This is a genomic window from Micromonospora lupini, from assembly GCF_026342015.1.
Taxonomy (GTDB): Bacteria; Actinomycetota; Actinomycetes; order Mycobacteriales; family Micromonosporaceae; genus Micromonospora; species Micromonospora lupini_B.
In genome coordinates this window covers 894,673-909,977 of the sequence record NZ_JAPENL010000002.1, presented here as the reverse complement: position 1 = coordinate 909,977, position 15,305 = coordinate 894,673, and the positions used below count along the sequence as shown (strand labels likewise).

Sequence of the window (15,305 nt, the reverse complement as noted above, 5' to 3'; positions counted from 1 at the left end):
CCCTAGGGGTACGAGGTGAACGGCCGGTCCCAGGCGCGCAGCCGGCCGGGGAGCGGCACGTCGTCCCAGGGCACCCGGTGCAGCAGCCGGTCCAGCAGTAGGCCCAGCAGCAGCCCGGCCACCGAGTCGGTGAGCCAGTGCCAGCCCAGGTAGGTGGTGGTGGTGAGGACGACAAGCGGCGGCACGATGCGGATCACGGTGACCAGCCGGGCCGGCAGGTGGCGGCCGAAGCTGCGGGCCAGCGGGGCCAGCAGCAGCGCGATGACGCCGTACCAGACGATGGCGTTGGCCACATGCCCCGACGGGTAGGACTGGGCGAACCGCACCGGCAGGTCGTCGTGGAAAAGCGGCAGGGTCTCCTCGGGCGGCAGGAACGGCTCCTTGCTGCTGGCGCTCGGTGCCGCCCGCGCGGTCCAGACCTTGAGCGGACCGATGGTCAGGTAGGTCAGCACGAACCCGACCACCGGCGGCAGGATCGGCCGCACCGACCGCAGCCGGACGGCCAGCAGCACGCCCAGCCCGGCGGCGATCAACGTCAGCGGGGTGCCCTGGCCGAGCAGGTTGAACACCCGGGCCACCCAGTAGGCGGCCGTCGGCCGGTGCCCGTCGGCCCAGTCGGCGACGGCCCGGTCCAGCCCGAAGAGCTGGTCGGCGGCGAGCGCCACGGTCAATCCGACAAGTCCGACCAGCAGGAGGGCGTCGAACCACCAACCGGCCGGGCGGACGGGCCGTAGCCGCAGGTCACGTCGTACCGCCGAGGGTTTGAGCACGCGACCACGCTACCGGGCCGACGCGAGGCCGGGGTGTGCGGCGCTGTGGGCCCAGCCACGATGTGAGGCGGATGCGGGGGGCGACCCGTCATGCTTGTGCCCGTGCGGATCACGTCTGCCCTCGTGGACCCGGCGCTGCTCGACCTGCCCTGGTCGACACCGCTGGAGGAGTGGCCTGCCCAGCACCTGGTGGCCCTGCCGCAGGGCATCTCCCGACACATCGTCCGCTTTGTCCGCTTGGGCGACTACGTGTACGCGTTCAAGGAGACCCGCGAGCGGATCGCCGAGCGGGAGTACGACCTGCTCCGGGCCCTGGAGCGGATCGACTTCCCGTCGGTCGAGGCGGTGGCGGTCGTCGCCGACCGGCAGACCGAGGACGGCGAGCCCCTCGAATCGGTACTGATCACCCGGCACCTGCAGTTCTCGCTGCCGTATCGGGCGCTCTTCTCGCACACTCTGCGACCGGAGACGATGAGCCGGCTGCTCGACGCGCTCGCCGCACTGATCGTGCGGATGCACCTCACGGGCTTCTTCTGGGGCGACTGCTCGCTGTCCAACACGCTGTTCCGCCGGGACGCGGGCGCTTTCGCCGCCTACCTGGTCGATGCGGAGACGGGTGCCCTGCACAACTCGCTCTCCAACGGACAGCGCGGCGAGGACCTGGAGATTGCCCGGGTGAACATCTTCGGCGAGGCGTTGGATCTGCAGGCCGCCGGCCTGCTGCACGAGTCCATCGACCCGGAGGTGGTCTGCGAGGAGGTCGTGCAGCGCTACGAGCGGCTCTGGCACGAGATCACCTACGAGCAGGCGGTCGAGCGGGAGGCCCGGCACGACATCGAGGGCCGCATCCGTCGGCTCAACGAGCTGGGCTTCGACGTGGCCGAGGTCGCCATGTCGACGATCGACGACGGGCGCTACCTGGTGCGGCCGAAGGTGGTCGACGCCGGCTACCACACCCGGCGGCTACTGCGGCTGACCGGTCTCGATGCCGAGGAGAACCAGGCCCGCAAGCTGCTCAACGACCTGGACGCGTACCGGGCGGAGAGCGACCTGACCGACGAGCAGCAGGCGGCGCACCGCTGGCTCACCGAGGTCTTCGAGCCGGTGGTCCGGGCCGTGCCCGCGAACCTGCGCCGCAAGCTGGAGCCGCAGGAGCTGTTCGCGCAGATCATCGAGCACAAGTGGCTGCTCTCCGAGCAGGCCGGCCGGGACGTCGGGATGGCCCCCGCCGTACAGTCGTACCTGGCCGACGTGCTTGTCCACCGCCCCGACGAGCAGGCCGTACTCGGCGTCGACGTCCCCGCCCTGGGCTGACCCGGGGTACTCGGCGTCCGCTGGCGCCCGGCGTCCGCTGGCGCCCGGCGTCCGCTGATTCGGTGCTCGGTGCTCGGTGCTCGGTGCTCGGTGCTCGGTGCTCCGTGTTCGGTGTTCGGTGCTTCCTGCTCGGTTGTTCTCGGCGTCTGCTGGTGCCCGGCGGAGAGCGATAGAGGTGGTCGCGTCCTTTGGAGCTGATGTCGCGAACGAATCGGTCCCCGTGACATGGCCTTGATCGGCTGGCCCGCAGCCCCGGCCCGCACCCCCGGCCCGCGCCCCCGGCCCGCACCCCCGGCCCGCACCCCCGGCCCGCACCCCCGGTCGCCCCGTTCATCGCTGCGGGCGTTCGACGCTCGGTCCCACCCTTGCCTTGTCCTACCCCTCGCTCTGTCCCTCGGCTTCTCCTTCGAGATCCTCAGGGCCTCGCCGATGTCGTTGAGCGAATCAGCTCCAAAGGGCCAGCGAAGTCCAGGTCGGACCGCGCCTGGTCGCCGCGCCTGGTCGCCGCCTCCTGGTCGCCGCGCCTGGTCGCCACCGCCTTGCCACCGCGCCTGGTCGCCGCCGCCTGGTCGCCGCCGCCTTGCCACCGCCGCCTGGTCGCCGCCGCCTTGCCACCGCCGCCTTGCCACCGCGCCCGGTCACTCCACCCAGGAGCCTCCGCGCAGCACCCGTACCACGTTGAGGTCGTCGTCGAGCACGACCAGGTCGGCGCGGAGGCCGACCTGGAGGGCGCCGACCCGGTCGCCCAGGCCGATGGCGCGGGCCGGGGTGGTGGCCACCATCCGGGCGGCGTCGGCCATCGGGATCCCTGCGTGCACGGCGTGCCGCAGCGCCGCGTCCATGGTCAGCGTGCTGCCGGCGATCGCGCCGTCGCGGGCGAGCCGGGCCACGCCGTCGGTCACCGTGACGGCCTGACCGCCCAACTCGTACTCACCGTCGGCCATTCCGGCGGCGGCCATCGCGTCGGTGATCAGCGCGGCCCGGTCGGGGCCGGCGGTCGCGGTGGTGAAGGTCAGGATGCCGTCGTGCAGGTGCACCCCGTCGGCGACCAGTTCGCAGATCACTGTGGGCGCGTCGAGCAGGGCCACCACCGGGCCGGGCTCACGATGGTGCACGGGACGCATGCCGTTGAACAGGTGCGTGCCCACGCTCGCGCCGGCCGCGATCGCCGCGCGGGTCTGCTCGTAGGTGGCGTCGGTGTGGCCTACGGCCGCCACCACGCGGTGGGTGGTGAGCAGCTTGATCGCCTCCAGCGCGCCGTCGCGTTCCGGGGCGAGGGTGACCATGCGGATCGCGCCGCGACCCAGCTCGATCAGCTCGGTCAGCTCGTCCGTGGACGGGTCGCGCAGGTACTCCGGGTTCTGCGCGCCGCAACGGGCGGCGGAGAGGTAGGGGCCCTCGAAGTGGACGCCCGCCAGCACGCCCTCGTCGACAAGCGGCGCGAACGCCTCGGTGGCCGAGCGCATCACCGGAAAGGGCGCGCTGACCAGGCTGGCCAGCAGCGTGGTGGTGCCGTGCGCCAGGTGGAAGCCGGCCGCCGCACGCGCCTGGTCGGCGTCGCCTGTGGTGAAGGTGTGCCCGCCGCCGCCGTGGGTGTGCATGTCGACGAAGCCGGGCAGGATCCAGTGCCCGTCGCGGACCGACGGATATTCGGCCACGGCTGTGATCCGGTCGCCGTCCCACTCGACGCAGCCCTGCCGGATGACACCGGTCGGGGTCACCACTCGGCCGTTCACCCGTACGGTCATCGCTCCTCCTGATGGTCGGGGACGCGGGCGGCGTCCGTGTCACGGACGCCCGCGGCGTCCAACGCGAGCAGGGCGGCGCCGAGGCAGCCGGCCTCGTCGCCGAGGGCCGCCGCGACCAGCCGCGGCTCCCGGTGGAAGGTCATCCGCTCGTGCAGCGCCGCCCGCAGCGGGCCGAGCAGCCCGTCGCCTGCCTGGGCCAGGCCACCGCCGAGCACGATCGTCGACACGTCGAACAACGCCTGCCCGGTGGCCAGGCCGTCGGCGAGGGCGTCGACCGCCTCCTGCCAGACCCGGGCGGCGAGGGGTTCACCGGCGGCCGCCCGCTCGGCCACCACGGCGGCCGTCACGGCGGCACCGGGTGTCGGCTTCGCGGTCGGTGTCGAGGACGCCGCGTCCGCCCGCCCGTCACCGGCGAGCTCGGCGTAGCGGCGGCCGATCGCGGCGGCCGAGGCGACCGCCTCCAGGCAACCGGGTCGTCCGCAACCGCAGCGCGGGCCGTCGGGACGGACCATGATGTGGCCGATCTCCCCGGCGGCGCCGTGCGCGCCGACTCCGGCCACGCCGTCGACGACGTGCGCGGCGGCGATGCCGGTGCCGATCGCCACGAAGAGCACGTGGTCGGCGTCGCGCCCGGCGCCGAGCCGGGCCTCGGCGAGACCACCGACGCGCACGTCGTGGCCGAGCGCGGTGGGCAGCCCGAGCCGCGTCACTGCCAGGTCCCGCAGCGGTACGTCCCGGAAGCCCACGTTCGCCGACCAGACCGCGACCCCGCGCGCCTCGTCCACCACGCCGGGGACGGCGATGCCGATCGCGACGGGTGTGAGATCGTCGGCGCGAGCCTTGGCTATCAGCCCCTGCGCCACGTCGAGAATGGTGTCGACCACGGCGGTCGGGCCGCGCGCGGCGTCGGTGGCGTGCCGCTCGGTGTGTACGGCGACGCCGTCCGGCCGGACCAGTGCGCACTTCATGCCGGTGCCGCCTACGTCGAGCGCCACGACCACCCGGTCGGAGTCCACGCTGTCGCGGTCGCTCACGCTCACGCCAGCACCACGGACCGGCTGAGGTGTCGGGGCGCGTCCGGGTCGAGGCCCCGGCTGGTCGCGAGCGCGACCGCGAAGCGCTGGGCCAGGATCAGGTCGGCCATCGGATCGACCGGGGTGCGACCTGCCGACCAGCTGCCGAGCACCGTGCGCCAGCCGTGCGTACGGCTGTGTACGAAGGCCGCGCCGGTGGCGGCCACGTCCTCGGGCAGCCCCTCGGGCAGCTCGCCGAACGCCCAGACCAGCCGGCCGGGTGCGGCGATGGAGATGGGACCGTGCCGGTAGTCCATCGCCGGGTACGCCTCGGCCCAGAAGGTGGCCGCCTCGCGGCACTTCAACGCGGCCTCCTGGGCGAGGCCGACAGTCCAACCACGACCGAGGAAGGTGGCCTGCCCGATGCTTGCCGGGTCGATCGGCAGCGGGGAGCGCACCGCCACCTCGGCGTCGGCGGCGAGCGCGGTCACCGGGTCGCCGAGGTGTGCCCGGAGCAGGGCCAGCGCGGTCGTCGCGAAGCGGGTCTGCACCACCGACCGCTCGTCGGCGAAGGGCATGGCCACGGTGGCGGTGGCCAGCTCGACCGCGGGGGACGCCGGGTCACCGACGATGACTGTGGTGGGCGTACGACCGCGCAGCGCGGCGAGCAGCTCCAGCACCTCGGTGGTGGTGCCGGAGCGGGTGATCGCGATCAACCGGTCGTAGCGGCGGCCGGCGGGGAACTCGGACGCCTGGAACGCGTCGGTCTCGCCCTGGCCGGCCTGTTCGCGGCGGGCGGCGTACGCCATCGCCATGAACCACGACGTGCCGCAACCGACGACGGCGACCCGCTCGCCGGGGCGCGGAAGGTCGTCGCGTACGACGCCGGACAGCTCGGCGGCCTCCCGCCAGCAGTCGGGCTGGCTCGCGATCTCCGCGTCCACGTACGCCATGGGGAACTCCTCGCCGGGCCGACCTGTCTGCGCAATACGGCTCGTTAGACCCGTATTTCGCGCGTTATTCTGCGCGAAGCGGGGTGGCCGTGGCAACCGACCGGCCGATCGCGCAGAACAGCCTTTTGCGCCAGGCTAGTTTCGCGCACTAGTGTGCACGCAATCAATCACCGATCGTGCAGTTACTGGGAGGACCCCCGAGGTGGACCGGTACGCCAGATGGAACGCCCTGCTGGAGATGCTTACCGACAACGGCCGGGTCAGCGTCGAGGCGGCCGCCGAGCGGCTGGACGTCTCCCAGGCCACCATCCGGCGCGACTTCGACCAGCTCGCCCAGCAGCAGATGATCACCAGGACCCGGGGTGGCGCGGTCGCCAACGGCGTCTCGTACGACCTGCCGCTGCGCTACAAGACGGCCAAGCACTCCGCGGAGAAGCAGCGGATCGGCGCCGCCGCCGCGGCGCTCGTCACGCCCGGCACCGTGGTCGGCCTCAACGGTGGCACCACCAGCACGGAGGTGGCACGCGCCCTCGCCGTCCGTCCGGACCTGAACACAAGCGCCGAGGGTGCCCAGCTCACCGTGGTGACCAACGCGCTGAACATCGCCAACGAGCTGCTCGTGCGGTCCCGGATGAAGGTGGTGGTGGCCGGCGGGGTGGTGCGCCCGAAGTCGTTCGAGCTGGTCGGCCCGCTGGGCGGTGCGCTGCTGCGTGAGGTCACCCTGGACGTCGCGTTGCTCGGCGTGGACGCGATCGACCCGCAGCTCGGTGCCGCCGCCCACCACGAGGGCGAGGCGGCCATGAACAACCTGATGGTGGCCCGTGCCAAACGGGTAGTCATCATCGCCGACTCGTCCAAGTTGGGCGGTCACGCCTTCGCGCGGATCTGCCCGGTCGAGCGCGTCGAGACGCTGGTGACCGATTCCGGGGCGGCGCCGGAGGTGGTGGACGCCTTCCGGGCAGCCGGCGTGCAGGTCGTCTGCGCCTGAGTCGTCACGCTCCGTCGATGAAATGCATCGACCGGCGTGTCGATGCATACCCGGTATTGCGCGGCTCTGCATACCGCGTATGGTGTCGGCTGTCACGCCCACCATCGGGGGAGGTGCAGCTTGCCAGCTGTCCTGGAGATCGAAGGTCTACGTAAGACGTACAAGAGTCGTCGACGCGGCACCCGCAACGCGCTCGACGGCTTCGACATGCGGGTCGACGCGGGGCAGGTGCACGGCTTCCTGGGTCCCAACGGGTCCGGCAAGACCACCACGCTGCGTACGCTGCTCGGCCTGATCCGGCCCGACGGCGGTCGGATGACCCTGCTCGGGCACGAGGTTCCCGAGGCGCTGCCCACCGTCGCCGGTCAGGTCGGCGCGATCGTGGAGAGCCCGCAGTTCTTCCCGCACTTCTCGGCACGGGACACGCTGTCCCTGCTGGCCGGGGCCGGCGAGGTGCCCGCCACGCGCGTCGACGAGGTGCTGGAGCTGGTCGGGCTGCGCGACCGGGCCGGCGAGCGCGTCAAGACGTACTCGCTGGGCATGAAGCAGCGGCTCGCCGTCGCGTCCGCCCTGTTGAAGAACCCGACGTTGCTCATCCTCGACGAGCCGGCCAACGGCCTCGACCCGGGCGGCATCCGGGAGATGCGCACGCTGATGCGGACGCTCGCCGAATCCGGGATGACAGTGCTGCTGTCCAGCCACATCCTCGGCGAGATCCAGCTGATCTGCGACTCGGTCACCATCATCTCGCTGGGCCGCCGGGTCGCCTTCGGCCCGGTCGACGAGGTGCTCGCGCAGCACTCGTCCGGCGCGGTCCGGGTCCGCCTGGAGGCGGTCAGCGATCTGCCGGCGGCCACCGAGGCCCTCACCCGGGCCGGGATCCGGGTCGCCGGGCATCCGGACCACCTGATGCTGACCGGCGTCGACAAGCCGGCCACTGTGACCCGGCTGCTCGCCGAGCAGAACCTGTACGTCAGCGAGCTGGCCCCGATCGCGGTCGACCTGGAGAGCGTCTTCCTCGAACTGACCGCCACCGCGCCGGTCCCCGGCCAGCACCGCCAGGTCGACGAGTCCACGAAGGTCGGTGGGACGGGTCAGCCCGGCGCCACCGGAGGAGGGTGGGGCGCGTGAGCCTCTTTCGGACGGAGTTGCGCCGGCTGAGCAAGCGGCGCTTCAGCCGCTACATGACGCTGCTCGGCCTGCTGGTGTTGGCCGCGGTCGTGGTCGGTGTCTTCTTCACCAACCAGAAGATCGACGCCACCCAGCTCGCCAAGGCCGAGCGTCAGGCCGACCAGCAGTACCAGGATCAGGTGCGCTGGAGCGAGCAGGAGCGGGTCAACTGCGAGCAGGCCAAGACCGCCGGCACGCCGAACGACGGCCGCTACCCGGACGACTGCTCGGTGATCTCGGCCCCGTCGCGGGACCAGATTCAGGCGGAGTGGTTCCTGCCCTCGACGTTCGACTTCCGGAAGACGTTCGACGAGACGCTCATCCCGTTCGCGGCGATCCTCGCCCTGGTCGGGTTCGTCGTCGGCGCGTCCTTCGTCGGCGCCGAGTGGAGCACCGGCGGCATGATGAACCTGCTGCTGTGGCGGCCGAAGCGGCTCACCGTGCTGCTCACCAAGCTGGCCGCGCTGCTCACCGGCGTGCTGGCGGTGACGCTGCCCGCCGCGGTGCTGTGGTTCGCCGGGTTCTGGGCGGTGGCGAGCTTCCGGGGCAGCACCGAGAAGATGACCTCCGGTGTCTGGCAGTCGTTCGTCCTGACCGGGCTGCGCGGCGTGGCGCTGGTGCTGGTGCTCGCCACCATCGGCTTCGCGCTGGCCTCCCTGGGCCGGCACACCGCGATGGCACTCGGCGGTGTCGTGGCGGTGATGGTGGTCGGCCAGTTCGGCCTGGGCATCCTCCTGGCGATGGCGAGCGTGAAGTTCGCCGAGGCGTGGCTGCTGCCCACGTACGCGCTGGCCTGGATGACCAAGAAGGTGACTCTGGAGGACTGGGACTCCTGCAACGCCACCTTCTCCGGCGAGTGCAAGCCGGACACCATGGACATCACGTGGCAGCAGTCCTCCGTACTGCTCTCCGTCGGGATCGTGGTGATCCTCGGCGCGGCGCTCTGGGTGATGCGTCGACGCGACGTCTCCTGAGCGACGCCAACGCGTCAGGCACGGCCGGCCCGACCGTCGGATCTTCCGACGTGCGGAGCCGGCCGTGCCGGCTGCTGCGACAGTGGTCCGCCCTGGCTAGGCTGGACGCCATGCCCGCCGACGCCACCCCTACCGCTCCCGAGCCGTCCACCGACGCTCGTCCGGGCGAGCTGGCCGGCGGTGGCGTGCCGAGCGTCCCGACCCCCCGACCGGCGCCGCACGTCGAGAGCACCGACGGCGAGCCGGACGACGACGGGCCTGACGACGACGCCGCGCCCGCCGACGAGACGCCCGCCGCGCCGGCGGCCGGCCTGACCACGCGCGAACGGGCCATCCTCGCCTTCGAGCAGCAGTGGTGGCGGCACGCCGGCGCCAAGGAACAGGCCGTCCGGGACACCTTCGGTGTCTCCTCGACCCGCTACTACCAACTGCTCAACGGGCTGCTGGACAATCCGGCCGCGCTGGCCGCCGACCCCGTGCTGATCGGCCGGCTCCGCCGGTTGCGCTCCTCGCGAGCCCGCAACCGCCGCCGCTGACCGCAGCCGGCGCTACCTCTTCTCGTACGCCTGTAGGCCGTTGCCGATGGCGAAGAACGTCGGCGCCCACTCGCCGATGAAGATGCCCCACCGGTCGGCGCGCGCCACGCCGGCCTTCTCCAGGTGCTTGGAGAGGAACCAACTGGCGAACGACAGACCGATACTGGCGAAGCCCGCCATGTACATGTGCTCCGCCTTGAGCCCTGATTCGTGCAACCGCTTCAACACGCGATCCCCCTGTCGCCGACGGCGGCCCCGACCCGCCCTCCCACCTGCGAAGGGACACCGCCCAGGCCAGACATCTGTCACGCTACCGCCGGTCACCACCGCAGGAACGCCTGTTGCCGCGATACCCGGCCGGCGCAGGATTGCGGCAGGGACCCGGGGGTACGCGAGGTCGGCGTCCCGGCAGCCGTCGTGCGGCACGGGCCGACGGAGGGAGCGCGCTATGAGGGGCAGCAAACCGGCGGGGCCGCGGCGATGATGCGGGTCTGCTCCGCGTCGGCGCCGGCGCCGGGCCGGCCGGTCAACGAGGATCTGGTCTTCCGGTTCGGCCCGCTGGTCGGTGTTCTGGACGGCGCGACGGTGCCGGACGGCTTCGACACCGGCTGCGTCCACGGACCGGAGTGGTACGTCCGCCACCTGGCCGCCCGGCTCGGTGTGGCCGAGGCGGTCCGTCCGGCGGCCCGCCTGACCAGCAACCTGGCCGCGGCCATCCTCGCCGTTCGCGCCGATCACGGCGGCCGGTGCGACCTCGACCATCCGGGCACCCCGTCCAGCACCGTCTGCCTGCTGCGCGACTGCGGCGACCAGGTGGACTACCTCGTGCTCTGCGACAGCCCGCTTGTGCTCGACGTAGGCGGGCAGGTCAGCGTGGTGACCGACGACCGACTGGACACGGCGATGGCCGAACTGCGGCAGACGGTCGCCACCGTGCCGGCCGGTACGGCGGACCCGGTCGCGCGGTTCCGGCACGCTGTGGGCGTCCAACGGGAGCGGATGAACCGCACCCACGGCTACTGGGTGGCGGCGGCCGACCCGGACGCGGCCTTCCACGCGGTGACCGGGTCGGCGCCCCGGCGAGGACCGGCGGCCCTGCGCCGGGCGGCGCTGCTCAGCGACGGCGCCTCCAGCGCGGTCGAGCAGTTCGGGTTGACCGACTGGGCGGGACTGCTGGACCTGCTGAGCGCCGATGGACCGGCCGCGCTGCTCGGCCGGGTCCGGGATGCCGAACGCGATCATCCCGACCGACTGCGTCGGCACAAGCCCACCGACGACGCCTCGGTCGTGTTCTGCGAGTTTGACCCGGCCGGATGACAACGGAGCGTGAGGAGGAACACCCCGGCCGCCCGACCGGCCGGTACCGGTAGCCGGACCGCCAGTGGATGTCCAATGGGGTGGACTTCGGCCGATGAGGGCGGCAGACTGCGGCACGTGGCGGGTGCGGTCCGGCTGGAGCCGGTGGACGATCGGAATCTGGAGCCATTGCTCTCCGTAGCGGCTGCCGAGGCTGAGCCGGGTGAGGTGATGCCCCCGGTGGAGGCTCCCGCCGGCTGGTCGCTCGCCCGCCGGGAGGCGTTCCGTGAGTTCCACCGGGCGAGCTTCGGCGGCCTGGACGGCCCGACCGGCTCCCAGATGTACGCGATCCTCGTCGGCGGCGAGGTGGTTGGCATGATCCGGATGACGCGCTGTGACGAGCCCGGCACGGTGGAGACAGGCATGTGGCTCGGCCTCTCGGCACGCGGGCAGGGAGTGGGGGCGGCCGCCCTGCGGGAGTTGCTCAACGTCGCCGCCCGGGCGGGCATGCGGCTCGTGGTCGCCGAGACGACGGCGGACAATGTCGGCGCTGTTGCAGTCCTGGAAAAATGCGGCGCGAAACTGCACGAGGACTGTGGAAAGGTGCGCGCCGAAATCTGCCTGGATTCGACGCCTCCCGCTCTCTGAACTGCCGGCTTCCCCCACGAACTGACCCCCTCGACGGTCGGCGGTGACCCGGCAGGGCCACCGCCGACCGCTCGATCAGGCCGGGAGCCGGAGGATGTCGTAGTCGACGTCCGGGCCGGGCTCGACGTCGAACCGGCCGTTCACCACGTACAGCGCCGTGCCGAGCAGGTCGCCGGTGGCAGGCGACCGCAGGGCCGGGCTGGTGATCTCCCGCCGCACCACCCCGGCGGTGTAGCCGGCGTTCAGCCCGACTACCGCGACGACGTTCGTCAGGTTGCGGATCACGTAGAGGGTGTGGCCCCGCAGCACCAGCCCGTCGGCCCGGTCCACCGAGTAGCCGCCGAGGTCGAAGACACTGCTCGCGCCGGTGCGCGGGTCGACGCGTACCAGCTGGCCGGTCAGCATCTGCGCGACAAGCAGGTCACCGTCGGGCAGGGCCACGATCCCGTTGTTGAACGCGTCGGGCGTCGCCGCCGGGCCGCGCAGCGGCAGGACCCGCGCGGCGCCGGCGGCGGGCAGCCGACCACCCGGGAGCAGCGGTACGACGTACAGCACCGGACGGGCCGAGTCGGTGAAGTAGACGGCGCGTCCGGTGATCACGAGGTCGTTGACGATGCTGCCCGGCTCGTCGGTGAACTGGTAGTGGGCAAGTTGGGCGCCGGTCTCGCCGTCGTGAACGCTTGCCGCCCCGGCGGAGAAGTCGGCGGTCCACAGCCGGCCCCGCGGGTCGAGCTTGAGGCCTGCCTTCTCCCGGCCCGGTGCGCCGGGGATGAGCACCGAGCCACGCCCGGTACGGACGTCGCCCCGCCAGACCGCGCCGTTTCCGACGGACCCGACGTAGACGGTCGTGCCCCGGCCGATCGTCAGACCCTCGGGGGTGAACCCGTCGGGCAGGGCGATCCGGGACGGAAACGACGGCGTCGGGTGCGCGGTCGCCGCCGAACCGGCAGTGGTGAGGGTGGCCGCCGCCACCAGGGGGACGACGAGAAGAGTGAGCAGCCTGCGCAAGAGGAACACCGCCTGTCGTCGAGTGGATCTCTCCACTGAGGAACGTGCCGCTCTGGTAACGCTCCGGGTACGACAAAAGGTTGGGTGCGGTGCTCAGTCCCGGCCGGCGGCGTACGCGGCGAGCCAGGCGACCTGGGCCGGGTCCAGTGACGGGCGGACCCGCTCCCGGGCGGCCGTCACGTGCGCGGCGGTGACGGTGGCGGCGGCCAGGGACTCCCGCATCGCCGCGAGCGCCGCCTCCCGGACCACCGCCGCGCAGTCCGCAGCCGAGAAGCCGGTCAGCTCCGCGCCGAGAGCGGCCAGGTCGACGTCCGGCGCGAGCGGCACGTGTCGGGACGCCGCCCGCAGGATCTCCGCGCGGGCCGGCCCATCCGGCGGCGGCACGTAGACCAGTCGCCCCAACCGGCCGGGTCGCAGCAGCGCCGGGTCGACCAGGTCCGGCCGGTTGGTGGCACCGACCACCACCACGTTGCGCAGCGTCTCCACCCCGTCCAGCTCGGTGAGCAGCGCGGCGACCACCCGGTCCGTGGTGCCCCCGTCAGTGGCCTGCCCGCGTACCGGCGCCAACGCGTCCATCTCGTCCAGGAAGATCAGCGTCGGGGCGGCCTCCCGGGCCCGGCGGAACAGCTCGCGTACCGCGCGTTCGCTCTCGCCCACCCACTTGGAGAGCAGTTCCGCGCCCTTCACCGAGAGCACGTTCGCCCGACCCGAGCCGGCGAGCGCGGTGACCAGGTACGTCTTTCCGCAGCCGGGTGGCCCGTAGAGCAGCACGCCGCGCGGTGGCTGCACGCCGAGGCGGGCGAACGTGTCGGGGTAGGTCAGCGGCCACAGCACCGACTCGGTGAGAGTCTGCTTGACCTCGGTCAGGCCGCCGACGTCGTCCAGGGTCACCGACGCCAATTCCAGTGTGGACGCGGCCATCGTCGTCGGGCGGACCACCTCCAGGGCGGCCGTGAAGTCGGCCATCGACACCGTTGGCGTCCGCGCGGACTTCTGCCGCAACGCCGCCCGTACGCCGGCCTCCCGGACCAGCGCGGCCAGGTCCGCCGCGACGAACCCGGGGGTACGCCCGGCCACCTCGTCCAGCCGGACGTCGTCGGCGAGCGGCACCTGCCGGGTCAGTACGGTGAGCTGCTCACGGCGCAGGGCCGGGTCGGGCAGCGGGACGCTGATCCGCAGCGACAACAGGTCGGGTGCGCGCAGCGCCGGGTCGACAGCCTCGGGTCGACCTGTGGTGCAGACCACGGCGACGCCGGCCCGGACGGTCTCCGCGAGCACCTGCCGGAACACGGTGGCCAGCGGACCGGGCTCGTCCGCCGGGGCCAGAGCCTCCACATCGGTGACCAGCAGCACCGCCGGTCCGCTCTCCCGGACGGCCGTCGCGGCGGCGCGCAGCCGGTCGGCGGCGGCCTGGTTGGTGAGCGCGGCCACCTCGGGCGCCCACAGCGGGTGGACGCGGGCGCCCACCCGGGCCGCGACGGCCCGGACCAGCGCGGACTTCCCCGAACCGGCCGGCCCGGAGAGCAGCACACCCAGCGAGATGGTGGTGCCGAGCCGGCCCAGCACCTCCCGGTGGTGGAAGCCGAGATCGAACAGCTCGGTCAGCTCCTCGGCCTGGGCCCGCAGGCCGGGCAGTTCGTCCACGTCGGGCGGGGCGTCGGGTGCGTCGTCCGGCACGTCGGCCGCCGGTGTCGCCCCGGACGGTGGGGCGGGGACGGGCTCGCCGTGGGTCGCCGCGCCGTGCTCCCAGGCGACAACCGTGTCCATGGTGACAAGCGATCCGGCGGACCTGTCGACGGCGACCACGGTGAGCAGGGTGCTCGTCCAGGCGAAGCCGACGGTGGTGGCGAGGCTGCGCCGGGCCGCCTCGACGAGGCTGCGCGTCGAGGCGTCCGGCAGCACGTCCTGCGGCAGCAGCGACACGTCGTCGCCTGCCGTCACCACCTTGCCGAGCAGGGCCAGCCGGAGCATCTCCGGGCTGACCGCCGCCACCACCTCCACCGGCCCGGTCAGGGTGACCCGACCCGCCGGGGTCAGCGGCAGCGGCGACACCCGCACCGAAGCGCCGTCCCGAAGGCCCAGGTTGCCAAGCGTCAGGTCATCGGCGTACAGCAGGGCGCTGCTCGCGCCGCTCCCGGCCGCCGCGACGATTCCGGCGGTCTCCCGGCGGCCCGCCAGCCGTACCGGGTCACCGGGCCGCAACCCCAGCGCGGTGAGCGCCTCCGGGTGCAGCCGCACGATGCCCCGTCGGGCGTCCAGCGCCGCGGGCCGCAGGCTCGCCGTCAGGGTCAGGTCGGGTTGGGCCACCGCCCGACCGTAGCCGCAGTCAGCCGGTCGCGGCGATCAGCGCCGCGGATCCAACTCGTCAAGCAGCGACGGGTCCCGCCTGATCAGCTCCGCCAGGCGGGCCGCCGGGTCCGGGTTCAACCCGTCCGAGCCGGGCGCCCACGCCGGCACCGTCCGACCGGACAGCGGCCAGGACGGCGGGGGTTGCACAGGAGGCGCCGGCGGCTCCGGGCCGACCGTCACGTCCGGGCCGTCCCAGGAGACCCGCAGCGGGTACGTCCGACCGTCGTGCTCGACGCGGACGGTCACCGCCAGGCCCCTGTGGGCGCCGACGACCTGGCGGACCGCCTCGGCCACCTCCTCGACCGGACCCCACCCGACGACGTCGCCGGGGTCGTCTCGTTCCGCGTGCCGGGCGGGCCCGGCACTGCGCCCACCCGTGGCGGGGGCCTGCCCAGCGGTCGGGCCCGGCAGTGGCGCGGTGTCGTCACGATCGGTGACCCGTCGGCGCAGCGCCTCCTCGCGCCGGGCCAGCCGGGCCAGCGTCTCGTCCAGGTCGCCCCTCACCGATCACCCCTTCCCGCCACGGCCGGAGCCGGTC

At 73.0% G+C, this 15,305-nt stretch carries 15 protein-coding genes; 7 read left to right on the top strand and 8 right to left on the bottom strand.

Features of this window, described 5'->3' with window-relative positions; genetic code table 11:
* Positions 1-2: 2 nt before the first annotated feature.
* A complete protein-coding gene (locus tag OOJ91_RS19115; RefSeq protein ID WP_266249764.1) occupies positions 3-740 on the bottom strand; it encodes a phosphatase PAP2 family protein in 738 nt (245 codons plus the stop codon).
* A 120-nt stretch (positions 741-860) separates the two neighbouring features.
* Between OOJ91_RS19115 and OOJ91_RS19110 the strand changes: the two genes are divergently transcribed.
* Positions 861-2,084 carry a DUF4032 domain-containing protein gene (locus tag OOJ91_RS19110; protein ID WP_266246741.1) on the top strand — a complete coding sequence of 408 codons (1,224 nt, stop codon included), beginning with the start codon at positions 861-863 and terminating at the stop codon, positions 2,082-2,084.
* 638 nt (positions 2,085-2,722) lie between these two features.
* On the opposite strand, the gene nagA is transcribed toward OOJ91_RS19110, so the two are convergent.
* Genes nagA through OOJ91_RS19095 form a run of 3 tightly spaced genes read right to left on the bottom strand, consistent with a single transcriptional unit; the run spans position 2,723 to position 5,798 of the window.
* Positions 2,723-3,832 carry an N-acetylglucosamine-6-phosphate deacetylase gene (gene nagA / locus OOJ91_RS19105; protein ID WP_266246740.1) on the bottom strand — a complete coding sequence of 370 codons (1,110 nt, stop codon included), beginning with the start codon at positions 3,830-3,832 and terminating at the stop codon, positions 2,723-2,725.
* Positions 3,829-4,872, bottom strand: coding sequence for an ROK family protein (locus OOJ91_RS19100; protein WP_439117079.1), 1,044 nt, complete (start codon positions 4,870-4,872; stop codon positions 3,829-3,831). Before OOJ91_RS19100 ends, nagA begins: the two co-directional genes overlap by 4 nt.
* On the bottom strand, positions 4,869-5,798 hold the full coding sequence (locus OOJ91_RS19095; protein ID WP_266246739.1) for an SIS domain-containing protein: 930 nt from the start codon (positions 5,796-5,798) through the stop codon (positions 4,869-4,871). The genes OOJ91_RS19100 and OOJ91_RS19095 overlap by 4 nt, the downstream gene beginning before the upstream one ends.
* A gap of 202 nt (positions 5,799-6,000) precedes the next feature.
* Between OOJ91_RS19095 and OOJ91_RS19090 the strand changes: the two genes are divergently transcribed.
* From OOJ91_RS19090 to OOJ91_RS19075, 4 genes are all read left to right on the top strand, one after another.
* Positions 6,001-6,786 (top strand): DeoR/GlpR family DNA-binding transcription regulator, encoded by a 786-nt coding sequence (locus tag OOJ91_RS19090; protein WP_053654382.1) that lies wholly within the window; start codon positions 6,001-6,003, stop codon positions 6,784-6,786.
* 120 nt (positions 6,787-6,906) lie between these two features.
* Positions 6,907-7,917, top strand: coding sequence for an ATP-binding cassette domain-containing protein (locus OOJ91_RS19085; RefSeq protein WP_266246736.1), 1,011 nt, complete (start codon positions 6,907-6,909; stop codon positions 7,915-7,917).
* Entirely contained in the window at positions 7,914-8,930 is a 1,017-nt protein-coding gene (locus OOJ91_RS19080) for an ABC transporter permease subunit (protein WP_266246734.1), read from the top strand. The genes OOJ91_RS19085 and OOJ91_RS19080 overlap by 4 nt, the downstream gene beginning before the upstream one ends.
* 110 nt (positions 8,931-9,040) lie before the next feature.
* Positions 9,041-9,466: a DUF3263 domain-containing protein gene (locus OOJ91_RS19075; RefSeq protein WP_266246731.1), complete on the top strand. Its 426-nt coding sequence runs from the start codon at positions 9,041-9,043 to the stop codon at positions 9,464-9,466.
* Between the two features lie 12 nt (positions 9,467-9,478).
* On the opposite strand, the gene OOJ91_RS19070 is transcribed toward OOJ91_RS19075, so the two are convergent.
* Entirely contained in the window at positions 9,479-9,694 is a 216-nt protein-coding gene (locus OOJ91_RS19070) for a hypothetical protein (RefSeq protein ID WP_266246729.1), read from the bottom strand.
* A gap of 252 nt (positions 9,695-9,946) precedes the next feature.
* Here OOJ91_RS19070 and OOJ91_RS19065 point away from each other — a divergent pair, with 252 nt between their 5' ends.
* Together OOJ91_RS19065 and OOJ91_RS19060 are read left to right on the top strand one after the other, a co-directional pair.
* Positions 9,947-10,783, top strand: coding sequence for a hypothetical protein (locus OOJ91_RS19065; protein ID WP_266246726.1), 837 nt, complete (start codon positions 9,947-9,949; stop codon positions 10,781-10,783).
* 117 nt (positions 10,784-10,900) lie between these two features.
* Positions 10,901-11,410, top strand: a complete 510-nt coding sequence (locus OOJ91_RS19060; protein WP_266246724.1) for a GNAT family N-acetyltransferase — start codon at positions 10,901-10,903, stop codon at positions 11,408-11,410.
* Positions 11,411-11,485: 75 nt separating this feature from the next.
* Here OOJ91_RS19060 and OOJ91_RS19055 read toward each other — a convergent pair whose 3' ends face one another.
* The 3 genes from OOJ91_RS19055 to OOJ91_RS19045 form a co-directional block, all read right to left on the bottom strand.
* Entirely contained in the window at positions 11,486-12,427 is a 942-nt protein-coding gene (locus OOJ91_RS19055; RefSeq protein ID WP_266246723.1) for an SMP-30/gluconolactonase/LRE family protein, read from the bottom strand.
* An 84-nt stretch (positions 12,428-12,511) separates the two neighbouring features.
* Positions 12,512-14,725 (bottom strand): AAA family ATPase, encoded by a 2,214-nt coding sequence (locus tag OOJ91_RS19050; protein WP_266246722.1) that lies wholly within the window; start codon positions 14,723-14,725, stop codon positions 12,512-12,514.
* A 36-nt stretch (positions 14,726-14,761) separates the two neighbouring features.
* The gene (locus OOJ91_RS19045) at positions 14,762-15,271 is read right to left on the bottom strand and encodes a hypothetical protein (RefSeq protein WP_266246721.1); all 510 of its coding nucleotides are present in this window, start codon (positions 15,269-15,271) and stop codon (positions 14,762-14,764) included.
* Between the last annotated feature and the right edge of the window lie 34 nt (positions 15,272-15,305).